This window comes from Paraburkholderia youngii (genome assembly GCF_013366925.1).
GTDB lineage: Bacteria > Pseudomonadota > Gammaproteobacteria > Burkholderiales > Burkholderiaceae > Paraburkholderia > Paraburkholderia youngii.
In genome coordinates, this window is the sequence record NZ_JAALDK010000001.1 from 4,845,351 (window position 1) to 4,867,548 (window position 22,198).

General features: G+C 59.3%; 17 protein-coding genes and 5 pseudogenes. 13 read left to right on the forward strand and 9 right to left on the reverse strand.

Annotated features, from left to right (window positions below; all coding sequences use genetic code 11):
• Window positions 1–201 precede the first annotated feature (201 nt).
• The 6 genes and pseudogenes from G5S42_RS22240 (at window position 202) to G5S42_RS22265 (ending at window position 6,883) form a co-directional block, all read left to right on the forward strand.
• Complete coding sequence (locus tag G5S42_RS22240; protein ID WP_176108753.1) at window positions 202–1,866, forward strand: P-loop NTPase fold protein; 1,665 nt, start codon at window positions 202–204, stop codon at window positions 1,864–1,866.
• Between the two features lie 98 nt (window positions 1,867–1,964).
• A complete protein-coding gene (locus tag G5S42_RS22245; protein WP_176108754.1) occupies window positions 1,965–2,519 on the forward strand; it encodes a hypothetical protein in 555 nt (184 codons plus the stop codon).
• Window positions 2,512–2,665: pseudogene (locus G5S42_RS22250) on the forward strand (IS30 family transposase); the annotation flags it as partial. The gene G5S42_RS22245 and the pseudogene G5S42_RS22250, both read left to right, overlap by 8 nt.
• 691 nt (window positions 2,666–3,356) lie before the next feature.
• The gene (locus tag G5S42_RS22255; RefSeq protein WP_176108755.1) at window positions 3,357–4,190 is read left to right on the forward strand and encodes a DUF932 domain-containing protein; all 834 of its coding nucleotides are present in this window, start codon (window positions 3,357–3,359) and stop codon (window positions 4,188–4,190) included.
• A gap of 122 nt (window positions 4,191–4,312) precedes the next feature.
• Complete coding sequence (locus G5S42_RS22260; protein WP_176108756.1) at window positions 4,313–6,553, forward strand: ParB/RepB/Spo0J family partition protein; 2,241 nt, start codon at window positions 4,313–4,315, stop codon at window positions 6,551–6,553.
• An 84-nt stretch (window positions 6,554–6,637) separates the two neighbouring features.
• Window positions 6,638–6,883 (forward strand): hypothetical protein, encoded by a 246-nt coding sequence (locus tag G5S42_RS22265; protein WP_176108757.1) that lies wholly within the window; start codon window positions 6,638–6,640, stop codon window positions 6,881–6,883.
• Here the strand turns inward: G5S42_RS22265 and G5S42_RS22270 are convergent.
• From G5S42_RS22270 to G5S42_RS22280, 3 genes are read right to left on the reverse strand one after another with little or no spacing between them, the layout of a single operon-like run.
• Complete coding sequence (locus tag G5S42_RS22270; RefSeq protein ID WP_176108758.1) at window positions 6,841–7,557, reverse strand: hypothetical protein; 717 nt, start codon at window positions 7,555–7,557, stop codon at window positions 6,841–6,843. The genes G5S42_RS22265 and G5S42_RS22270 overlap by 43 nt on opposite strands.
• Window positions 7,550–8,242 (reverse strand): nucleotide-binding protein, encoded by a 693-nt coding sequence (locus G5S42_RS22275; protein WP_176108759.1) that lies wholly within the window; start codon window positions 8,240–8,242, stop codon window positions 7,550–7,552. The genes G5S42_RS22270 and G5S42_RS22275 overlap by 8 nt, the downstream gene beginning before the upstream one ends.
• Window positions 8,243–8,251: 9 nt before the next feature.
• On the reverse strand, window positions 8,252–8,713 hold the full coding sequence (locus G5S42_RS22280) for a hypothetical protein (RefSeq protein WP_176108760.1): 462 nt from the start codon (window positions 8,711–8,713) through the stop codon (window positions 8,252–8,254).
• 1,447 nt (window positions 8,714–10,160) lie between these two features.
• Here G5S42_RS22280 and tnpB point away from each other — a divergent pair.
• From tnpB to G5S42_RS22305, 5 genes and pseudogenes are all read left to right on the forward strand, one after another.
• Complete coding sequence (gene tnpB / locus G5S42_RS22285; RefSeq protein ID WP_176108761.1) at window positions 10,161–10,514, forward strand: IS66 family insertion sequence element accessory protein TnpB; 354 nt, start codon at window positions 10,161–10,163, stop codon at window positions 10,512–10,514.
• Window positions 10,515–11,166: 652 nt separating this feature from the next.
• Window positions 11,167–12,285, forward strand: coding sequence for an AraC family transcriptional regulator (locus G5S42_RS22290; RefSeq protein WP_176108762.1), 1,119 nt, complete (start codon window positions 11,167–11,169; stop codon window positions 12,283–12,285).
• A gap of 838 nt (window positions 12,286–13,123) precedes the next feature.
• A pseudogene (gene fdhD, locus G5S42_RS22295) lies at window positions 13,124–13,922 on the forward strand (formate dehydrogenase accessory sulfurtransferase FdhD); the annotation flags it as partial.
• An 11-nt stretch (window positions 13,923–13,933) separates the two neighbouring features.
• Window positions 13,934–14,176: pseudogene (locus tag G5S42_RS44385) on the forward strand (IS701 family transposase); the annotation flags it as partial.
• Window positions 14,177–14,195: 19 nt separating this feature from the next.
• Complete coding sequence (locus G5S42_RS22305) at window positions 14,196–14,579, forward strand: hypothetical protein (RefSeq protein WP_176108763.1); 384 nt, start codon at window positions 14,196–14,198, stop codon at window positions 14,577–14,579.
• A 64-nt stretch (window positions 14,580–14,643) separates the two neighbouring features.
• Here G5S42_RS22305 and G5S42_RS45485 read toward each other — a convergent pair whose 3' ends face one another.
• The 4 genes and pseudogenes from G5S42_RS45485 to phbB form a co-directional block, all read right to left on the reverse strand.
• The gene (locus tag G5S42_RS45485; RefSeq protein WP_176108764.1) at window positions 14,644–15,075 is read right to left on the reverse strand and encodes a type 2 periplasmic-binding domain-containing protein; all 432 of its coding nucleotides are present in this window, start codon (window positions 15,073–15,075) and stop codon (window positions 14,644–14,646) included.
• Window positions 15,076–15,369: 294 nt separating this feature from the next.
• A pseudogene (locus G5S42_RS22320) lies at window positions 15,370–15,781 on the reverse strand (NADP-dependent malic enzyme); the annotation flags it as partial.
• Window positions 15,782–15,801: 20 nt separating this feature from the next.
• Complete coding sequence (locus tag G5S42_RS22325; protein WP_176108765.1) at window positions 15,802–16,143, reverse strand: hypothetical protein; 342 nt, start codon at window positions 16,141–16,143, stop codon at window positions 15,802–15,804.
• Between the two features lie 569 nt (window positions 16,144–16,712).
• Window positions 16,713–17,456 carry an acetoacetyl-CoA reductase gene (phbB, locus tag G5S42_RS22330; protein WP_176108766.1) on the reverse strand — a complete coding sequence of 248 codons (744 nt, stop codon included), beginning with the start codon at window positions 17,454–17,456 and terminating at the stop codon, window positions 16,713–16,715.
• A 788-nt stretch (window positions 17,457–18,244) separates the two neighbouring features.
• On the opposite strand from phbB, the gene G5S42_RS22335 reads away from it, so the two are divergent.
• Window positions 18,245–18,475 carry a hypothetical protein gene (locus tag G5S42_RS22335; RefSeq protein WP_176108767.1) on the forward strand — a complete coding sequence of 77 codons (231 nt, stop codon included), beginning with the start codon at window positions 18,245–18,247 and terminating at the stop codon, window positions 18,473–18,475.
• A gap of 596 nt (window positions 18,476–19,071) precedes the next feature.
• Here G5S42_RS22335 and G5S42_RS22340 read toward each other — a convergent pair.
• Together G5S42_RS22340 and G5S42_RS22345 are read right to left on the reverse strand one after the other, a co-directional pair.
• Window positions 19,072–20,217, reverse strand: coding sequence for a porin (locus G5S42_RS22340; RefSeq protein ID WP_176108768.1), 1,146 nt, complete (start codon window positions 20,215–20,217; stop codon window positions 19,072–19,074).
• A 195-nt stretch (window positions 20,218–20,412) separates the two neighbouring features.
• Window positions 20,413–21,309, reverse strand: a complete 897-nt coding sequence (locus G5S42_RS22345; protein WP_176108769.1) for a LysR family transcriptional regulator — start codon at window positions 21,307–21,309, stop codon at window positions 20,413–20,415.
• A 228-nt stretch (window positions 21,310–21,537) separates the two neighbouring features.
• On the opposite strand from G5S42_RS22345, the pseudogene G5S42_RS22350 reads away from it, so the two are divergent.
• A pseudogene (locus tag G5S42_RS22350) lies at window positions 21,538–22,064 on the forward strand (IS6 family transposase); the annotation flags it as partial.
• Between the last annotated feature and the right edge of the window lie 134 nt (window positions 22,065–22,198).

Here is a 22,198-nt window from a genome sequence, read left to right on the forward strand (position 1 = left end):
GGCGGCCAACGTCTTAGCCAAGATACTCGACTATCATTTGCGTTCGCCAACTAATTCTTAAAGAGGCTCGCTGAAGCTGGTTTTCACAATTGACAGGCTCACTGCGTGAGAAAAGAATCGGACAAAGACGAGCGACTCTTGAATGCGTAGCTTGCGCTAATATCTGATCACCAGACCAATCAGAAACTAGGAAAACAACAAATGACCAGGGCCGTGATCGAAGGCGTAATCAACGAATTTCTTGACAGTACAAAACCAGAAGTCCTTGCGATAAGTGGTAAGTGGGGAGTAGGCAAAACGTTTGCGCTTCAGTCTTTGGTCCAGTCGTACGCCGGCAGCGAATCGTTAAAGCGATATCCGTACGTTTCGGCGTTCGGCGCAAAGTCTATAGGCGACCTGCGCTCCATGATACTTATAAAAACAAGGCGCTTCCCCGTGCATCGTGACAAGCTTGGAAAGGTCGTTGATGGCACCGAGCATGTTCTCGCCAAAGGTCGCGGACATGCTATCTGGAAAACGATTACGACGCTGTCCGAGAAAATCCCTTATGGCGGAAAGCAGGTCACGGTTCTGCTCGAAACAATTGCTGTCTCACTAATCAGCAAGACTGTCATTTGTATTGATGACATAGAGCGGCTTGGTTCGGGCATCGCGATGGATGAATTGATGGGTCTCGTTTCCGAACTTAAGGTCGAGTCTCAGTGCAAGGTCATTCTACTTTTCAACGAAGCGCAGCTAGGCGACCGTGCAAAGCAGTATGAGCAGGCCAGCGAAAAGGTCGTGGACAAAAAGCTTGCGTTCGTGACCACCGCGAGCGAAGCCGTTGAACTCGGTTTGCCCGTTGGTACTCCGTTGCGAGACTTCGCGATCCCCTGCGTCGAAACGCTCGGGATCAACAATATCCGAACCGTCCAGAAGATCGCGAATGGACTGCGGACTGTGCAAAACGTGATACCCAACTGCACGGACGCGGTAAAGCAGCAGGCCGCTATCGCCGTAGCAGTGTTCGCCGGAGCACTATACGAGCAGGGCATTGGCTTTCCGACGGCTGAACAGGTCATCAGCTACAACTGGTACTCAATCGCCATGGGCGTAGGCAATGACACAATCGAGGAGACGTGGCGCGAGAAGCTGCACGGATGCGGATTTTTAGCTTGCGACGAGTTCGACATGGAAGTGCTGTGCATTTTGAAGAACGGTTACGCGCATGGATCGGAGCTTGCAAAACACGCGCAGGCTTTAGACGCAGTTGCTGACAGAGCAAGGTTAGACGATGTCTTTACTGAGGCGTGGAAGATATTTCACGACCGAATTGACGGCACCGCCGAGGATCTAATGCACGCGTTTGTGAACGCTGTCGAGGTTGCTGCGACGGTTATATCGCCCCTTAACTTGAACAGTACAGTCAAGCTGCTTCGCGAACTCGGCTTTAACAACGAGGCAGATGCCGTGATTGAGAAGTACGTGGAACTCAACGCAGGCCGTCCGGTACTGTTCAGGATCGACGACTCGCCCTGGTCCCGGGACGTAGACGACGAAACGCTCAAGAGGAGGTTCGCGGAAGAGTTGACAGTGGAAGAAGGCGCGCTTGATTTGGCGTCCGCGGCAATGCTATTGATCGAGGAAAAGGGGTGGAACGACAGAATGGAAGAGTCACTGTTGAAAGCTTCACCCGATGACCTCGCCGCATTGTTCAGGGAACATCAGGGCGACACTCTGCGAGTGCTGATCGATCACCTGTACCGCGCGGCGCACATGCGCGGCGCGGAAACACAACCGATAGCAGGCACGGTGACCGCCGCGCTTGATCAGATTTCGAAAGAGTCGAAGCTCAATGAGATTCGAGTAAGGCGCTGGCGAAAATAATCGCAGTCTCTGGAAAGATCGGGGGCTAAGACTTTCACGAAGTGGACGTCGATATTTTTAAAGAAAGGGGACGTCCGGCATCGGGTCAGAGGAGTTCCATGGCGTTGATTATTGGTGATGGTTTGAACGAATTTCGCAAGAAGGTTGCTGAGGCCACAGTTGCAGTACCCAACTGGCATGTCGGAAGCGACAACTGGCTAGAACATGTATTGAAAGGTCTTTGGCCGCAGTTCGTCGCATTGCGTGACGAGATCACAAGCGATGCTACCCGAATCACCGTCGAAGTAAACGCTAACTATGAAAAGTGGCGCGCGCATCTGATCCCCTTGAATCCGGGAGCGTCCGACGTGGAGATTGATGAGGAAGCTAAACGGCGATCCGGTATTGACAAAACACCTGAAGAGCGAGTTTCCCATCGCTATTTGTGGCGGATCATGCCTCTCTACACCGAGGTGGCCATACTCGCAGCGGCACTTTGTGAGGCCGAGATCAATCTTGCCTTGGCATGGGGACTTTCGATGCTCGATAAGGAAGACGTGTTCCAACTAATTGAATCGAAGTCGGCGCTAGAAAAATGGGCGGATTCAACCGGTCGTCGCAACACCTTTAATCGACGAGGTGTTTGTGGGACGACCAGCGGGTTGGATGGGTAAATTGACGGGACGAGGAGTGATGCGCTCGCCAGGCGCGCCGGCACATCGGCGTGAGATCGAGCGGCGATTCTGGAAGCAGATCGCGACAGGCATCACAAGCGAAAAGGCAGCAGAGGCAGTTGGCGTGTCGGTGGCAGTAGGTATAGCCTTCACGACTTCGACCGCATCGGAGCATTCCGCGGTTTCCTCCCTTCTGGTTTGTCCAACGCCTGCCCGCATGCACCGACGCGTGCTTGCGAGCCTACGGACATGGGCAGGCGTCGAACAAACCTAAAGAAAACCCGCCCCGCGTCACGATGTCGGCAAGTTCCCGATCCCTTCGCTAAGAGAGGCCGGCGGCCGCGCGGCCGTGGAAGCGGAAGGCTGCAGGACTGCCGTCAGTCCGAGGAGGACAGGGGTATTTTGGCCTGCACTCGCGCACGATCGTTAATCACCCGATTGCGCCGATGGTCGGTCAGCAATTGAAGGCACAACAGTCAACCGCGTCGCCTTCTATCGAGGGGCGACCTTCACGGCTATGCCCTTAGAACCACACCTTAATGCCCGGTCAACTCACGGCATGGCATGCACCTGGCTCCAGCTTCCCGCCCTTGACCCGCGACCGTAGCCGATAGCGGGCGCGCATCAAGGGGCGAGGGACCGTGTTGCCCGCACCCCTCCCTCGCCTTTTTCCTTGACACCCGCCCGCTATCGGCTCCTCCAGTCGCACGGGCGGGAACCCGGGAGCCAGGCGGTAGCAACGCCAACCCCGAGTTCCACCGGGAAGTGTCCAGCCGCAATGGCAAGGCACCTCCCCTCGCCCGGTTCAGGTCCTCAACCTTGACTGTGGAGATTGCCATGCAACTCGCTTCCTCTTTCCATTGCCGGTCCCCAATGCTGCGCGCTGACTCGCCGCTTTCGGACGACCAGATTCGCCACGTTGCCCCTTCCATCTTCGCGGACGACAAACACGAAAGCCGTTCCGAACGCTACACCTACATTCCCACCATCGACGTCCTGCGCGGTCTGCGCAACGAAGGGTTTCAGCCGTTCATGATCTGCCAGACCCGTGTTCGCGATCAGGGCAAGCGCGAGTTCACAAAACACATGCTGCGGCTTCGCCACGCCGACCAGATCACCGGCGAGGAAGCCGACGAAATCGTGCTGCTGAACTCGCACGACGGCACCAGCAGTTACCAGATGCTGGCAGGCGCATTCCGGTTTGTCTGCCAGAACGGCATGGTCGCGGGCGAGAACATCGCCGATATCCGCGTGCCACACAAAGGCAACGTCATCCAGAACGTAGTCAATGGCGCTTTCGACGTGCTCGACGGCTTCGACCTGATCCGCGGGCAGAAGGACAGCATGCGCGCCGTCGATCTGAGCCGCGACGAGCAGCATGCATTCGCCCGTTCCGCCCTTGCGCTGCGCTACGACCCGACCGACGCCGAGGCACTGGCCCCCGTCACCGAAAGCCAGCTACTGGTACCGCGCCGTTTCGAGGATCGCCGCGACGACCTGTGGACCGTATTCAACCGCGTGCAGGAAAACCTCACGAAGGGCGGGCTGCATGGACGCTCGCGCAGCGGACGCGCCATGTCGACTCGCCCCATCACCGGCATCGACCAGAACGTGAAGCTCAACCGCGCGCTGTGGATGCTCGCTGACGCCATGCGCCAGATGAAAGCATAAGCGCCTCAGGGACGGCAACGTCCCCCCGCCTCGCTCCATCAGGACTCCTAGCCAGGTTACGTCCTGATGGAATCCGGCAGGACCCGCCCCGGAACCTTCTTTTTAATTTTCTGGAGTCAGTCATGCAATCTCAAGTCGAAACCCCTGCGGCAACCACTGACGAAACCGTTTCGCCGCTCGAAACCAACCTCGGCAACGAACAGCTGGTCGCCACCGTGGCGTATTCCAGCCTGCGGCCCTCGCCGATCAACGCCCGCACGAAACCGCTCTCGAACATTCCGGCGCTTGCCGCGAGCATCCGGGCAAAGGGTCTGCTGCAAAACCTCGTCGTCCATGAGATGAAGGGATCGCGTGGCAAACAGCACCGGTATGGTGTCTGCGCGGGCCAGCGTCGCAAAGCCGCGCTCGACCTGCTTTACGAGCAGAACCATATCGCGGCGGACTATCCGGTGCCGGTGCGGATCGTCAGCGAAGGCGAAGCCCTCGCCATTTCGCTGATCGAGAACAGCGAACGCGAAGGACTCGACCCGTTCGACGTTCTGCGCGCGTACCGGATGCTCGCTGAGGAAGGCCGCAGTGTCGATTACATCGCGGCGCTGTTCTCTGCCTCGCCACTCACGGTCAAGCGTCGCATGAGGCTCGCTAACGTGTCGCCCAAACTGCTCACGCTGCTGCGCGACGACGCAATCACGCTCGATCAGCTTGCTGCGCTCGCCCTCGCAGACGATCACGAAACGCAGGAAAATGTGTGGTTCGACGCAAACGAGTGGCAACGTCAGCCGAACTACCTGCGGCAGTCGATCACGCGCGCCGAGATCGACGCGAGCCGTAGCCGTCTCGTACGCTTTGTCGGCCTCGCCGCCTATGAAGCAGCGGGCGGCTACGTGCGCCGCGACCTGTTCAGCGACGACGAGAACGCCGGGTACATCGCCGACGCCGAACTGCTGCAGAAGCTCGTCGCGCAAAAGCTCGACGCTGCTGCAGCCGAAGTCCAGGCCGAGGGATGGGGCTGGACGGAAACGCGAGTCGAACGCGATTTTGCCGAACTGAACCGCCACGGCAGGCTGCGCCCGGTGCAGCGCCAATACACCGACGACGAACAGCGCGAAATGGACGCCTTCACCGCGCAGCAGGACGAACTGGCTGAAAAGATCGAAGCACTGTCGGAGGGCGACGAAGATGCCTACGAGGAAGCCGACCGGCTTGACGACGAAAGCGAGCGCGTCAATGCGTCGATCATCGCACTCGAAAGCCGCACGCTCGTATGGGACGCGCAGCAGATGGCCGACGCGGGTGCATTCGTGATCGTCGGGCCGCAGGGCGAACTCGTCATCGAACGCGGCCTCGTGCGACGCGAGAATAGCGCCGCGCTCGACGCGGCAGGCGCGACCGTAACTGGCATCGCCACAGCCGAAGGCCCAGATACCGTATGCGCGAAGGCTGTGAAAGTTAAACCCGTCCACAGTGCGAAACTCTGCCAGCGGCTCACGGCACACCGCACCGCTGCCGTCCACGCGGAACTGGTCGCGCAGCCCACCGTAGCGCTCGCCGCCCTGCTGCACTACCTGGCCCCGAAGGCGCTGCCCGAGCACTACGGGCACGCGTCCTCACGCAGCTATTTCGCACTGTCCGGCGAGAACAACCACGACAGCCTGCTGTGCGCTGCCGACGACCTGTCCGCCAGCCCCGCATGGAATGCCATCGAAACGCAGCGGGCGCGCTGGATTGCGGAACTGCCCGCAAAGCGGGGTGACCTCCTGCCGTGGCTGATCGAACAGGATCCCGGCACGACGCTGCTCGACCTGCTCGCGTTCTGCACCGGCACGCTGCTCGACGGAATCGTGGCCGAAGAAAAGCCGCTTGCGATCAACACGCTCGCAAGTGCGCTGAACCTCGACATGACCCGGTACTGGACGGCGACGCGTGCGACGTACTTCGATCATGTCAGCAAGGCGCGTATCGCGGAAGTCGTGTCCGCTGCCGTGTCACCCAAGGCCGCAATCGACCTCGAAAAAATGAAGAAAGCAGACGCGGCAGCAGCAGCGGAGCTTCGGCTCGCAAAGGCAGCATGGCTCCCGGAAATCCTCACCGATCGTGAATTCCCGGCCATACCCTCATGGGAAAACCGTGACGACGAGGATGAGGCCGACAGCGACGACGCGGACACTGGAGACGGTGCGGACGAAACGCCGGAAGGCGACGCCCCCGGTGCGGAACCGGATGCAAGTAACGGCACAGAACACGTCAACGACACACCCACCGACGCAGGAGTTGCGCCTGCCGTCGGTAGCCCGCTGACGCCGTGGCCCGTCCCGACTTCCGACAGCAAGAATGGCACGCAATCCCGCCCGCTCGCGACGTAATGCAACCCCTCGCCCCGGCAACGAGGCAAAGCAGGCGGCAAGCCCGTATCCGCCGCCTGCCGGACTGAACTGGAGAAACCCATCATGACCAACCGCATCCGCATAGCCGTGCTCGCCACCAATGCCGAAGGCTCGCCCGACCTCTACCTGACTTTCGTTGAAACCACCGATCTGCAATACAACGAAGGCCAGCACTACGACATGGCCCTTGCCCGCGCCGAAGATGAAGGCTATCGGGCACCGATGATTGCCTTCGACCAGCACGACATGGCTGCAAACGTGCTTCGTCACGCCGCTGACTTCATGGAAGGTGACACAAACGGCGTGTAATCCGTGCGGGCAGACGGCGAGCTCTCTGCCCGCCCCCAATGCACGCCTGCCCACCATCCGGCCAGCGCGCCCGCACCCGCCGCCGCAAGCATCACAATCAGCCCACAGACGACCAGCCCATAGCATGCCCGCACGAGTCGCCGCATGGCGACGTGCCCGAATGACGTGAGCGCGACATCGATCCGTTTCTGCTGCTCACGAACGGCGACAGTCGTCGCCCCCACGAGCCGGTTACCAGCAACGCGGGCAATGTGGTTCGCTGCCCGCTGCGTGAGTGTAGCCAGCGCCTCGTCGTTCAGCGCCGCAACCGCGGTCCGGTAGCGCGATTCCTGCTCGGCGGTCATTTGCTCCGCCAGTTCGATCGTGGCCTTGCAGCGCGCGAGCGCGTCACGATGCTGCGTCATCAACGCATCCGTCGCTGCCCGCGCCTCCGTCCGCACGAGGTCCATACTGTCCGCGCCCGCCTGCCGGATACGCTCCGGCATGGCTTCGTAGAGTCGCCCGTAATGTTCGAGCATGACCAACACAGACCACAACGCATCGTTGTCGCGCAGGTTGAGTGCGCCGGACACCCGCCGCATTCTCAGGACACTGGCATCGTCGGGCAATTCACCCGTGACGTCGAGAAACAGGCGGGCGAGCGCGTCCGGCGATCCACCGCGTCTGTTACCCACCGGCCGTCACCCTGGCAAACATGGTTCCGCATAGCGCGCACCAGCGCAGCAGTTCTGCCCGTTCACCGATATGCATTGTCTCCGCTGCCCTGCGGATCGACAGGCGCTGGCTACGCAACTCGTCAGCGACGCGATCCGCAAGGTCCGGAAAATCCAGCGACTGGCCCTGCTTCTCGACAGCCGTCCTCAGTTGTGAATCCCGGTACAGCGTGAATTTCTCCGGTGAACCGAAATAGCCGTTACGCACCACATGCGTCACCGCATCCGGAAACGTCGCCCCGAACTTGAACAGCAATTCGAGGCTGTCCCGCTGCCGGTTGATCACCCACAGCACAACAAGTCGTCGCGCCAGTTCATCGAGAGTACTGGCTAGCGTTCCTCCATATTGCGCGACGCCGGTCTGGCTCCGCGCTGCCGTGTTGACGACAACGGTCGCGTTCCGGTGCCGGTCGCAGAAATTGACGAAATCGATCCAGCCGCTCGCGTCATCCAGATCGCATGCCCCGCATTCGATCTCACCGTGAACCGCTTTCATGACATCCGGGTTGGACGTATCCGTCTCGACTAGCACGACGTCGACGTCCGTGCGTCGCAGGTAATCGATCAGTGCCAGCGTCACGACGCTCTTTCCGACACCACCCTTGCTGCCGCCGACCATATAGATGGGGGGATTTGCTGTTGCCATGCCACACCTCTACAGATTTTCGGTGTCCGGGCTGATCGAAAATCCGAGGAAGCCCCTCACCGGTTGCCCCGGCCTGGTTACGCCCCCATCCCCTTTTTGCTGTGTCCCGCTGCGTGGCGGTTTATCGTGTGTTGCATCTGCCTGTGAGGGTTTCCTGCCTCGCACGGCGACCGATGCATTCGCGCGCGCCGGCTCATTCCCGCCCCGCCGGATTCGTCCTTTTCCGTCCGCACGGCGCATCGCGTATCTCAGGGAATTGACCGATACCGCGATGCCTTCCTGTGCAGCCTCCTCGATCAGTTCACTGAGCGTGTATCCCTTCTCCCGCGCTGTGCCGATCTGTTTCTGGATGGATTTGACGCCGTCGCTTACCTTGAGCGGCTGATCGCTTGTCGCTTTTTCAGGCAGCGCATCGAGCCTGCGTCCGAACGCCTCCCACTGCCCTCGCGTGAAACTCCTGACAACCGGCATGACTGGCTCCGACGCACGACCTTGATCGCATCTTGAACAGGCGTTAATACGTCGTCAACACCCACCGCTGGTGCTTTCCGGCGTGGCTGGAATACAGCGGAATCCGGAGGAACAGGACGGAACAAAAAATATTTTTCTGCTGTTATTCGACGTCCCGTCCACACACACGGAGTTACGCGCATGCATCAGGCATGCACGCGGACTTCAACGGCGGCGAGCACTGTACACACGTGGATTCACGCTGCAAGACAACCGCGGCGCATTTGAAGCCACTGGTAGACACACTCGGCACGCCTCTGCCTCACTTCGCAGTCGCCACGCCTGCACACTCGACTTGTACGGATAGTTACAGTCGTGCGAGAGGGCGCGAACGTTTAACACCACCTGCCTTGCATCACGTGACACGTCGCACACATTCGACGTCACCCCGTTGTCGACATTCTTTTTCCGTGCATTACATCTCGAGCGCGCACCACTCGCAGATCAGACGCACGCCGCGCGCTTCGTTGCATCACGACTGCGAAGTCGCAACGCACGGCAGTTACACGGACGCGCATTCCGGTTGTACACGGCTTGCATCTCGAGCACACCGAAGTCACGCTCGACACCAACAACAACTTGAAAATCGGTGACGGCAGGATAGGCTTGCGCCGGTTTCGGGCGCCGCACGCGGTACACAACTACAGTGCGACCTCTGCTATATAGCCGACCTCTTGAAGTTGAAAAGCTTACACGGCACGGCAGCGAACAATACCTTCATTTCCGACGACAACGTCCCTGCCCTCGACTTACTGTAAGCGTGAGAGCACCGACCAACGGCTGCGAGCGTACGAGTGAAGCACTCGAGGAGTGAGCCACATGACAACCTTAGACAGCGCTTCGCAGCGGGGGCCTACCCGAGACAACTTGAGCGGCCGCAATTACGTCGCCCGTGCCGCTTGACGTTGTCTGCCCGCTCTTCCCCTGTCGCCGAGGTCGATGCATGACCTTTGGAACGAGCCTGAACTTGTCGAGTCACCCAACGTTTCGACGCATCAGGAAAATGCATCCAATGTACGCGCGCCTGCGTACAGGGCAAGGAGAGGCTCAGCCTCTCACCTAACTGCAACGGAGGTTCTCATGCATACCACGCTTATTCGCGCTGCCGTCACGACAGCCCTGATCTGCACTCTACCCATTGCCACCCCCGCCCCGGCGCAACTGTCGGCGCGGGACGACGTGAACTCGGCACAGATCCATACACGGTGCGCGCGGATTCGAGACCGCCTGCGTCTGGGGCTGTGACGCCAATGCCCCGAGCGCGTGAAGTGACGCGTGCCTCGCAGCGTCCGCCGTTGCCATCACGCCTGGTCGCGCAGTTGCCCAACGGGGTGAGTCTTGAACTTCCATGTACGCAACAGGATACGGCGCTGCTCACAGCGATGATCGACGCATTGAGGAGCCGGTGATGCTGCGCTTCGCTGAAGACCTGCGGGTCTATCTGCATCGCGAGCCGATCGACTTCCGGTGCGGTATCAATACCCTTGCCGCCCTGGTTGAGAATTCAATGCGACTGGATCCGCTCGCGCGCGCCGTGTACGCGTTTCGCAACCGTAAATGCAACCGGATCAAGCTCCTGTTGTACGAGCGCACGGGCTTCTGGCTGTTGTTGCGCCGGCTCAAGCAGGACCGTTTCGTGTGGCCGCGACGCGATCACGAAGTGATCGAGCTGACCACACAGCAGCTCCACTGGCCGCTCGATGGCATCGACATCGACGCGCTTCGCCGTCATCCTACACGGCATTACGAGCGCGCCAGCTAGCCCGGTACGTTGCACGTAAACAACGGCAGGCGCGCCGTTTGCGAAAGTACGTAAACCCGCGGCGCGCCGCAGTTCGCTATCCTGGAGTGCATGAAGAATGCACTCGACCTCAAGCGCTTACCCCAGGCGGTCCAAGGCTATATCCATGCCCCCATTGAGAACGGGCGACCACTTACTATTGACATTCACATTGGTTGGCAACCCCGCCATTTCGCCTTGGGTCAACTGTAGGCTCGATCCCCGCTGGAACGCGGGGTTGACATCACGCAGGGGTATCGATCGGCGTCGATCTCGGCGGGAAGCAAGCCGAACGACGCGATCCAGTGTCTCTTGATCATGTAATTATCCTTCCCGGGTTGGCGTAAACGGTTCATCCGAATCACGGGAACCGCTCCCGGATCGTCTCCACGCCGCAGGCGCGACGGTGTCTCGCGCACTACATGCGCCAACCCCGTCTCTCCACGGGAACTATCACGCGCCTGTCACGCTTTGCCTATGATCGAAACAGACATAAACTCTGCCCGGGAATGTTGCGCCGCACAAGTGCCTGGTCGAAGTGACGTACACGCCCCCGGGCATGGCTGCGATCCTGCAACGCCACACTCGGGGTGCACAATCACATTCCTGGAACCGGCATCGAATCGGACTCGTCATGCAGCGCAAAGCAACTCTGAAAACCACGGCAACGCATTTCACCGCCGCCCGACTATCTGCCGCCTCGCAGCCTCCGACGCTGTCCGCAAAACGCTTCTCGCCGTCGAAGCTCGTCGCCTTGATTGATGCTGCTACGAAATTGGGGCTGGACGCGAATGCGATACTCGCGGGTACGGGCCTCGATCCCGAGGCGATCGTCGATCCCTTCGCACTCACGTCCTCCCTGCAGTTCCTGACGGCGGCGCGAAACGCAGTCCGTCTCCATGCCCATTCCGACCTTGGTATGCGGGTGGGGTGCCTGCTGCACGCCTCAAGCTACGGGATGCTTGGCTACGCGATGCTATGCTCCGAAACCATGGCTCAGGCCTTTGATTCAGCGGTCAAGTTTCATCAGCTCGCCAACGGCATGCTCGACATTCGCTGGGCCAAACAGGGTGACACGGCTTCTTGGTTCTTTCCCTCCCGCGAAGAGGTCATGTTGCCGGAACTCGACACGTCGCTGCATCAATTCCTGATCGACCTGCAGTTTGCGGTACACGTGACCGTCATCAAGGACGTCATGGGGGGATGGTGCGTGCCAGCGCGTGCACAATTCTCTAGAGATCAACCGGCGCATGCGGCGCTGCTGTCCCAGGCGCTCGAGTGCCCGGTCGCGTTCGACCAACCGGCTAACGTGCTGAGCTACCCGGCGGCGTGGCTGTCGCGCGCGCCGCAGCTCGCCCACCCGATCACGGCCGCGCAGGTATCGTCGCAGTGCGCGCAACTGCTCGAAGAACGCCGCACTCAGTCTGCGATCACACGGCGCGTTTACGAGGAATTGACGCGGACCCCAGGGCGGTTTCCCGAAATTGAGGCAATCGCCGAGGGCCTGTGCATGAGCGCGCGCACGCTGCACCGGAAACTCCATGCTGCGGGCACGTCGTACAGTGAACTTCTCATGCATGTGCGCAAGGCGCTTGCAATCGATTACCTCGACACGACCACGCTAAGCATCGAAGATATCGCTCAGGCCCTGAGCTTCAGCGATGCGGTGAGTTTCCGGCACGCCTTCAAGCGTTGGACCGGCAAGAGCCCGAGCGAAGTGCGCCACAATCGAGGAAAGGAAGCGCCGCCGTAAGGGGCGGCGCCTGCCCGACGTCCCCGCTCCTCCCGCCGGCCGGACCCGCCATCTCGCCGTGAATGCCGCGGTGCAGCGGCCCCGGGCGCTACCAGGCCCTTGCCACCGCCCCGGCCTATGAAACGATGACAGCGTGGGGGGACCCCCTGCCATGGTGAAGCGGGGCTTTGTCGCGACAACGGTCGAAGCTTGAACAAGGTTTAATATGAATAGGACTACTTATCGTGACAACAAGTAGAACAGCTCTATGGGAATCTGTCCGGCGCCGTTGTCTTTCGGCGATCATATGCGCCATCTTGATGCCACCAGGCAGGTACTGGAACAACGAAGAATGCTTGAACTCAAGCATAGCAAACGTCAAAAGCGATGGTGCGAGACGAGTCACCGTCAAGCGCACATTATGCGGCATAGAGTAGGCGGTAAAGCTCGCTTTCGATCTGGACATGTGCAGCCGGTAACGGGTGGGTGTGGAGCTCCGGAAATGACGTGCCTCTCTCGATTGACGGTTCATTTCGGTCAGGGGTTGTCGTACTGGACGTGCTCCATTCCATTGAGCACGTAGTGTCGTGATCAACGTGGCCGCGCCGACATCAGTACCGTGCCCAACAGTGCCGTGACCGAAGGCGCGGCGGTGTAACGCCAACTACGCCTGGAACTGTGCTCTGCTCGAACTCGCCCAGCTGTGCCTCACACGGCCCGGCGATCGCACGTAACGTTCTGCCCAGTCCGCTTGCAGGGCGAAGAGCGCCCCGGCGCCGTGCTCGAAAAGTTCAGCAACAACGTGCCGCCGCCAATTCAACCCGCCCCGTCTACGGGCTTAGCTAATGGAGGGCGTCTAGTGTCCGAGAATTCGATCGCGGAAAGTACCGGTAGCCTGCCGTGCAGGAGAGTGCGCCATAGGCAAGGCACGACTACGACGAGTGTCGATCGCGTTGTCGAGGAGATCCCGGTCGCCCTCGTCTTCAACGGAATTTCCCACGCGGTCATGATGGCGACGCCAATCGATCTCGAACTATTCGCGCTTGGCTTCGCCCTGAGCGAGGGGATCGTCGAACGCGCATCCGACGTGTTCGATCTGGAAGCGGTCACCCATCGTGATAGCGTTGAAGTTAATCTGTCCGTGTCGCAAGAGGCATTCATGGTCCTCAAGAACAGGCGCCGCGCACTCGCCGGCCGTTCAGGACGTGGCGTCTGCGGCACCGAAAGCATCGCGCTGCTCGACCTCCATCCAGAACCCATATGCATGCCCCTGACCGGGACACCCATTGCAGCCCGAGCCGTCGCCCGCGCCGTGCCCGAGTTGCCCGCGCACCAGACCCTGATGCGCGAGACCGGAGGCATCCACGCGGCCGCATGGTGTAGCCGTGCTGGCGAACCGTTGCATGTTTTCGAGGACGTCGGGCGTCACAATGCGCTCGACAAAATTGATTGGCTGGCTTGCCCGAACTCGGACCGATACGGCTTCCGGTTTCCTGTTCCTTTCGAGCCGCGCAAGCTTCGAACCGGTTCGCAAGGCGGCCCGCATGCACGTGCCCGCGTTGGCAACGATTTCCGCGCCCACCTCTCTCGCCATCCAGGTCGCCCAACGGGCTGGCATCCGCCAGCTCAGCTTCTGCCCCGGCGACGGCTTCGTCGATACGTCGCGCCTTATCAGGACCTCAAACAGGAGTTCGGGCTCGGTCACTACGAAGGGCGTGGCTGAGATGGCTTTCACCACCTCGCCATGCTGAGTATCGCTGCATATGGGTTTCTGATGGCTCAGCGACTCAAGATGGAATCAGATTCAGGCGATAAAAAAATGACTATGTCCCGGTGTCGTGTCGAGGAGAATGTACTGGCACGCGCTTGCACACAACGCAGTTACCCGCGTAATACCCTGTTTCCCGTTTGACCCGACGATGAAGCCAAAAATGAACAGCAAAACCGAAACGCAATCGCGCGGCAAACTTCTGTTGAAAGCGATCCTGGTCGTCGCCACCATCGGCGCCGGCACCGCTGCAGGGGCTCCCAATGTCGGTCTCGATGAATCGTTGAGGTCAAGCGCCGATGACCAGGGCGCTGAGGTCGTCAGGCTGGGGCGTCGCTACATGATGCCGTCACGCACCCTAAGCGATGGCGCGCGCGAACCCGTCAGTCCTCCAGCGACAGAAGCGCCTCGAACCGTGTATTTGCCGGGCGCCCAAACGTTCCTCGATACGGCATTCGAGCCCGGTGAAGCAAGGAACCGCTATGGTGCTGGCAGCTTCGCAAGCACGGCGCTGGGATCGACCGCCTCAGTGCCACGGGGCTTGTAAGGACTCGCCGCAGCGCTCGCCGCCTGGTGTGCCCAGACTACTCATGTGTGGTCAATGAACAGGGTCATCGGGGAAGATTGGCATTTTCATGCGAAGCGCAAGAGCGCCGCGGCATTGGGCGATAATTGTGGGTCATCATGCTGTTGCGTGACTGCACCGCGATCGCAGCACAGATCACCGCAAAGACTACCAAAGCGGCCATGAGGCCCGCTCGCAAACCCTCAGGGCTATCGCCGTCATAGCTGGTGCCGCGATCGCTTCGTGAACGGCACAGTTCGATGACCTTTTCAAGTCGGTGGCTTCGGGCCGGCTGTACCGGAATTTGCGCCGCCGTCGCCATGATCCACTTTTTGAACGCAATAACCGCGTCATCCTCCGCGCGATCACGGTTCACGACAAGCACGTAATCGGGTCCGCACAACACCGGCCCTGATATCGGACACACGAGGCGCCCTGTTGCGATCTCGCGTTCAATGAGCGGCAGAGACGCCAACATCACGCCAAGACCTTCAGCAGCCGTGCCCAGTTGGAGAAAAACTGATCGAAGTTAAGATGGCAGCTCTCCCGCAAACCTGCGGCGCTCGTTTGCACGATATTCGGTGGACGTGGTCGAGAAGCCTGCGGAATAGCTTGGCGAGCCCACAACACCGCGCGACCTTGTCCACCGGCAGATCGACTTCGATCAGCAGACGGAAGCACATGTCGATGCGCAATACAGCAGATAATCCGATGGCGTAAGCCCGAGTGCTTCTACATCGTGCAGAAGCTGCGCAAGTGCCGGAAGATGCATTAATGTCTCCGAGGTGATGCCGCCGAGGGTCGGCTCGAGCATGGCGTTGGCTTCGACGAGCTTGTCTGGATCGGTCTCCAAAGCCCGATGTCCAACTCGTCGATGCCGGCGAACTTTTTGAAGAGGTAGCCCTTGCCTTCCATCACCGGCGTGGCCGCGAGCGGGCCGATGTTGCTGAGACCGAGCCCGGGCGTGCCTTTGGTCACGACGCCCACGAGATTGCTGCGTGAGGTGTACTTCTGCGCGTCGAGCGGATCGGCATGGATCGCCTCACAGGCCGCGGCGACACCTGGCGAACACGCGAGCGAAAGATCGACCTGGTTGTAGAGCGGTTTGGTGGGCGTGTCGAAGTCTTGCCGGGCTTCGGATTCTGGGGTTACGCGAGCGCGCTTTGCTTAAACTGTTTGCTCATGAAAACTCTTGCCTCGTTGATCAATTGGCATCCCTGCACACCGGTCGAGGTGCGGAGTGGTACGCAGGAAACGTCGTTTGCACGGGTAATCGGCCTGGCGTAACCGTCGTGCCCGTCACCCACGTCATCTCGTTCAGCCGGGCCGCGATCGTGTGCAGCGTCGCCAAGGGGATCGCTCCAAACGAGACGGTGAAATCGGCATGGTCGCGAGCCTGTCCGGTCGAGATCTTCACGTGCCGGATCTCGCCCGCGATCGGCATGAGCACCTGCCACAGCGCGGCAACCCTCATGTTGTGGATCTCCGCGCGGACATTGAGTTGCCGCTGGCCGACGACCAGCGCCTCCTGATCATGAGCTGTCATTGATTTTATGGAAGATTGTCAAACAGGAATGCGTGCCCTGTGTTCAGGGCTGGTGGTGCAATTCATCATCGCGGCACATTGGGCGAACCGCACCGCCCGGTATACGCGCTGGCCTGCCTGCACTTCCAGTCGTACGGCCCCGTTCACTCCGCGGGAGGACACGCGTCCTCCGGCGCAGTCGCTATCATCTCCCGGGCACGAGGCCCTGGCGCGCTGCACTGCCCGTCAGGTTGGGCCGTTCCGCGCCGGCCGGTGCCAGTGGCGACGCTCGCACCGTTCTCAGGGCAAGCCACATTTCCCAGCCTGCGAATGCCAAGTACCCTCGCTCGATGTCTTTCGCGCCGGTAGTGAGCCAGCACCATCGGAAGCGCAACGGCGAGTGTCGATATGCCGATCGCCAGACCAATCCATACTTGATCCATACTTGACCTATTCCATTCCTCAAATCCACAACCGTGGCTGTGTGACCACGCAACGCGCACGGAAACCTCGCGAACTCGTACGGATATGCAAGACCCTGGAAAGGTGGCCTGGAAGTCGTCTCCGACACCCAGGCCCGACATCCGTGCTTATTGCATATGCTGGCCGCCATTGATGGGGATGTTCGCGCCAGTCACGAAGCCCGCGTCGTCCGAGCACATGAACAGGATCAGCGCGGCAACTTCGTCCGGATTGCCAAGACGGCCCATCGGGATCTGCGGCAGGATCTTCGTGTCAAGAATCTCCTGCGGAATGGCGGTGACCATCTTCGTCGCGAGATAGCCCGGCGAAATTGTGTTCACCGTCACGCCCTTGCGAGCGACTTCCAGTGCGAGCGACTTCGTGAAACCGTGCAGGCCGGCCTTCGCCGCCGCATAGTTGGTCTGGCCCACGGCGCCCTTGGAGCCGTTCACCGACGAAATATTGATGATGCGGCCCCAGCCATGCTCGACCATCGCGTCGCACAGCGGCTTCGACATGTTGAAGACCGAATCCAAATTGGTGCGCAGGACCGCATCCCAATTGACCTTCTCCATCTTCTTGAAGGTCATGTCCCGCGTAATGCCGGCATTGTTGACCAGAATGTCGACGGGACCAACTTCGTTCTTGATCTTCTGCGCACCGCGCTGGCACGAATCGTAGTCGGCCACGTCGATGGAATAGGCGTGGAAAGCGCGTCCCGTCTCCCTCATTCTGGCCAGCCAGTCCTCTGCGCCTGCGTTATCCGGCGAGTGCGTGACGACTACCGTATAGCCTGCGTCGTACAGCCGTACGCTGATGGCCTCACCGAGACCGCCCATTCCGCCCGTCACCAATGCAATTCGCTTAGTCATCGTTTATACCTGCGAGAGTGAACCGCATATAAAAAATTCGACGCGACCAGCCAACGAGAGCAGTCGCATCCGTCACCGCCGCGCTTCAATGCCTCTGGTTGATCCGGAAACCTTGCACACGTCGGCCAAAAATGGCACCTTCCTGCTGGCGCCTGAAAACGTATGCCTGACTCGCGGCTCGCGAATCATCGCAAACGTATGCAGCTCCGGGCAAGCCGCGCTTCGATCACGTTAGGTTGGCGCGAGCGCCACACTCTTGCCGCCGCCGATGCACAGCGAAGCCACGCTGCTCTCTGCATCGATCCAGTGTCTCTGGATCACGCAATTATCCTTCGGGGTTGGCACAAACGGATCACCCGAATCCCGGGAACCGCTCCCGCATCGTCTTCACGCCCAAGGCACGACGATATCTCGCGTACTACATGCGCCAACCGTCTCTCCGTGGGAACTATCACGCGCCTGTCGCGCTTTGCCTATGATCGAAACCGACAGAAAATCTGTCCGGGAACGTTGCGGCGCCCACGCATCCAATCGAAGTAACGTACACGCCCCGGCGGATGTGGTTCATATAGCGACCTACGAATCGGTGAGAGTGGCGGGGGCTGACCAATTCGGGGGCCCGATCTCGTCGAGATGATGGTTGAAGATGACGGTTGAGCGAGGGTTGTCGCTCGCTCACACGACGATCCTGCGTTGGATTCGGCGCAATCCGATCGAGTTCGCGACGGCCTGCTGAAGGGAGCTGAATACGCCACGCAATATAAACTTGGTCAAGAGTGCCATATACCTTGTATTCCGACAGCCTCGCGACACAGCGTTTGATTTCGTCCGCATCGAGAGGCGATACGCGGCCAATCTGGGAACTCTACAACCACTATGTACCGCTTAAGAAGCTCAAGGCACGGAGCGTTGCCGCATATGCGCAGCGTGTGCGCCCGGAAGGCGGCGGCGATTATGCTTCGGCCAACGGTGGCTTCGACCAACTCGGGTATGGCACGTTGACGTACACCCTCAAGTGACTGATCCGCCTGGTTTCCAAACCAGATCTAGCGCCGGATTTCCGGCGTTTGCCCCGCTTGGTTCCTTGCCTTCACTCAATAGGCCATTTATACGGGACTTCCACATAAGCACGCGAATTTTCTCAACGCTCGAGCGAGATCGCCGTGCCGACTTTCGTCTCGACCCTCTCCATCTGTATCGTGTTCGTGCAGATGTTCCTGCTCTCGGGCGTCGCCATCTGACGGCCCCGTTCGACGGCGTCATCACCGTGCGCAACGTCAACGTGGGCGCGCTCGTCGTAGGTGAGGTTGATGCAGACTTGTCACTTGATTTAGTGACTCGTTCAGTTGTGTGTGACAGTGCGTGAGTCTTCAAACCGAACGGCATTAACAAGGTTGGCGGTAATGCAGGCTATGTCGAAAAGTCACCGCATGGGACACATAGCCGCAATTATTTGCCGTTCCGTGAATGTGTTGTCCGCGACCACATCGAAAAGGGATCGCTGTCCGGACTGCGAAACCAATCGACGCGCCTTCGACTTGCACGCGCCAAAGGAAACAGTAACTTGTTATGCGTCATGCCGCACGACTGAACGTGCGGCACGTTCCATGACAGCTTAGAACTGATGACGCATTCCGATTCGAGCGATAAACTGGTTGGCCGTCGTAGACGGCGAGTCTGCGCCAGTAATGAAAGCTGTGTTGAGCGGCGCGGCCACTGCATTACCACCCGCCGTATGCTGGTACATGCCTTGGATGTACACGTCGGTGCGCACCGACAGATTGTAGTCAGCCATCAGGCCGATCTGATGCCATTTCGGTGTCGAATCGCCGGCGGCACTTTGGAAGTGACCGAGGGTGTAGTTATACATCGCGCCAACGAAGGCGTTTTTTACTATCTGATACTTCGCATTCACCTCGAAGTTGTCAAACTTTAGGCTGCTGGCCGTGTTAGCGAAATTGCCGACATAGGCTGAACCCGTCGCATCGTTCAAGCTCGTGTGGCTATAAACAAAACCAAGAAGCGCCGAGCCGACCGTATAGTTGATACCGGCGCCCCAAACTTGCTCGCGGTTCGCAAAGAAGGCAGTATCGTCGGTCGCGAGCGAGCCACCCGCCGTGCTACCCGGTTGATTGATCTGCATGAATGCCGCAGCAATCGTTACAGGACCGCCTACATATTGGGCGCCGAGGCTGTACGCGCGGTTGTTCGCAAAGCCGCCGGCCTGATTGCTAAAGCCATAGAGACCACCAAACGAGAGCCCGCCATAGGTTTTGCTGGAATACTTGATGCTGTTATTCAGGCGAAACGAGTTGTCGGTGTTGTCATTGTCGTAGGGGTGCGACATTAGATAGCCGGCCCAGTTACCGTTGGCCGTAAGCGGCGCGAGATAGTCAACGACAGAGTCGTACTGTCTGCCCATCGTCAACGAACCGAGCGTTTCCGAAGCGATACCAACGTACGCTTGCCTGCCAAACATGCGGCCGCTTTGGCCCAGCGCGCCGGAGTTCACATCGAACCCATTCTCCAGTTGGAAAATTGCCTTGGTCCCGCCGCCCAGATCTTCAGAACCCTTAATGCCCCAGCGGCTGCCTTGCGCGAAGCCGCTCTCCAATTGTACTGCCGAATGACCTCCGGAATTGTTAGTGTAGTTCAGACCTTCATCAATCACACCGTACAAGGTCACGCTGTTTTGCGCGAGGGCTGCAACAGGGGCAATGACGAGACCAAACACCGTTCCGGCGGTAACGATTCTTTTCATAGATAAACGTTCCTAAATGTATGTAATTTCCGAACCGACTTCCCAGGTTTGTTAAGTGAAAGTCTTCGACATGGGATAGGCCGCATCGGTCCACCGCACTTTAGGACCAACAAAAATCACCGGTACAGCAATTCAGTATTGACCGGTTCCATGTTGCATGAATCGCAACGGCATTGACGTCATGGACTTGCGTCCCTAGTTGTTTTTGCGGTAGCGATCTACAACAAAATCAATGAAGCCACGTACTGCAGTAGCCATATAGAGCTGTCCCGGGTACAGGATCCAAAACGTACGCTCGTCCCCACAGAGCTCCGCGTCGTGCAGCAGAATTTTGAGCATGCCGCTATCGAGCTCCTCTTGTATCAGCGAGGTCGACAATCGGGCGATTCCTAAGCCGACCAGTACTGCGCGCTTTATCAAAGCTGGGCTTTGCGTGTTTAAGGCAGGGCGAACAACTACGCGGTGCGTACCTGATGTGCTGCGAAATTCCCAGTAGCGACTTGGCGCATCCGAAGCGAGGAGAATGTCATGAGCGGCCAGTTCAGCCGGGGTATGAGGAGTTCCTCGCCGGCAGAGATAGTCAGGACTTGCAACAATCACATCGCGAGCCTGCGCGAGCGCGCGGCAGATTAGCGAAGAGTCGCGCAACCGGCGTTCCGCGCTAAAGCAGACATCGAAGTCCGCGACTGTGATGTCAGTCATGTCTTCGAACACCGTCAGCTCAAAACTCGTGTGCGGTTCCCGTTGACGATAGGCGGCGAGCACTTCGGGGAGATCCGAGTTGGCGTAAGCCGATGACGCTGCAATCTTCAACAATTTTGCAGGTTCGTTGCTTGCCGAGGTGACAAATTCATCCATGACGTCGAGCAGCCCGATCAATTCCACGCATCGCTTGTAATACAGCTGGCCGGTGTCGGTAAGGGACACACGGCGGGTCGTCCGGTTGATCAGGCGTACACCAAGGCGCTGTTCGAGTTTTGCAACGCTGCGCGTGACGACGGATGCCGACACGCCCATGTACTTTGCGGCTTCGGCAAAGTTCAGACGCTCCGCTACTTTGGCAAAGATGCGTATCGAAGCGAGCTGACTCACGACTCCGCTCCAAGAATGCGCGGGCGGTTATTGTGCAGCGGCACCTCTACAACCCCACTATGCTGTGGGCCAGTTCCACCGCGAGGAACCGATCGGCTGCCACTATGCTTGTTCGCTGCACGTAGTCCTTTATGTGGTGTTCGCATTGTTCAAAACCGGTAGTCCAGAAAGCCGTGCGAGGGTAGCAGGCACCCCGTTACCGCACGCGGTCCGGTTCATTACAACCTTGTTATCTACCTCGTCCCGTTGTTCGACAAGGCATTTCGCAAATGCATACGCCCGGTTGGCAGGAACGGGCGCATGGATGAGACCTATGTGAAGGTCAAGGGCCAATGGAAGTACCTCTACCGCACCGTCGAGAAGGCAGGTAACACGGTCGACTTCCCGCTGCGTGCGCATCGCGACAAGGCCGCCGCGCAGCGTTACTTCGAGAAGGCTATTGCGCACAACGGTGAGCCCGAGACGATTACCGTCGACAAGAGCGGGCAGCCGATCTGGCTGCGCTCGAGGCGCTCAATGCGGAGCGACCCACATCGAGCAGGGTGCGACAGAACAAGTACCTGAACAACCTCATGGAGCAGGACCATCGTGCCATCAAGCGCATCATCAAACCGATGAGGGGATTCAAGGATTTCCGGTGAGTGCGCATCATCCTCGCCGGTATCGAAATCATGCACATGTTCCGCAAAGGGCAAATGAAAGGCGACGACACCAATCGGACAGTTGCCGCACAGTTCTGTTCACTGGTGATGTAAGTAATCGTCATCGTAACGTGGGCGTACTCGTCCCGATTCCACCATCGCGACACAACCATTCGTCGTCCGTGCCCGGGAGCATCGAACGAGAAGACACGTCAAGCAACCCAAATGTCGAAAGGGAGGCCGGACAC

Bases quoted from the DNA above. Each gene is read 5' to 3' on its own strand.
- G5S42_RS22240 (WP_176108753.1), top strand. From the start codon at position 202: ATGACCAGGGCCGTGATCGAAGGCGTAATCAACGAATTTCTTGACAGT.
- G5S42_RS22245 (WP_176108754.1), top strand. From the start codon at position 1,965: ATGGCGTTGATTATTGGTGATGGTTTGAACGAATTTCGCAAGAAGGTT.
- G5S42_RS22255 (WP_176108755.1), top strand. From the start codon at position 3,357: ATGCAACTCGCTTCCTCTTTCCATTGCCGGTCCCCAATGCTGCGCGCT.
- G5S42_RS22260 (WP_176108756.1), top strand. From the start codon at position 4,313: ATGCAATCTCAAGTCGAAACCCCTGCGGCAACCACTGACGAAACCGTT.
- G5S42_RS22265 (WP_176108757.1), top strand. From the start codon at position 6,638: ATGACCAACCGCATCCGCATAGCCGTGCTCGCCACCAATGCCGAAGGC.
- G5S42_RS22275 (WP_176108759.1), bottom strand. From the start codon at position 8,242: ATGGCAACAGCAAATCCCCCCATCTATATGGTCGGCGGCAGCAAGGGT.
- G5S42_RS22280 (WP_176108760.1), bottom strand. From the start codon at position 8,713: ATGCCGGTTGTCAGGAGTTTCACGCGAGGGCAGTGGGAGGCGTTCGGA.
- tnpB (WP_176108761.1), top strand. From the start codon at position 10,161: ATGCTGCGCTTCGCTGAAGACCTGCGGGTCTATCTGCATCGCGAGCCG.
- G5S42_RS22290 (WP_176108762.1), top strand. From the start codon at position 11,167: ATGCAGCGCAAAGCAACTCTGAAAACCACGGCAACGCATTTCACCGCC.
- G5S42_RS22305 (WP_176108763.1), top strand. From the start codon at position 14,196: ATGAACAGCAAAACCGAAACGCAATCGCGCGGCAAACTTCTGTTGAAA.
- G5S42_RS45485 (WP_176108764.1), bottom strand. From the start codon at position 15,075: ATGTTGGCGTCTCTGCCGCTCATTGAACGCGAGATCGCAACAGGGCGC.
- G5S42_RS22325 (WP_176108765.1), bottom strand. From the start codon at position 16,143: ATGACAGCTCATGATCAGGAGGCGCTGGTCGTCGGCCAGCGGCAACTC.
- phbB (WP_176108766.1), bottom strand. From the start codon at position 17,456: ATGACTAAGCGAATTGCATTGGTGACGGGCGGAATGGGCGGTCTCGGT.
- G5S42_RS22340 (WP_176108768.1), bottom strand. From the start codon at position 20,217: ATGAAAAGAATCGTTACCGCCGGAACGGTGTTTGGTCTCGTCATTGCC.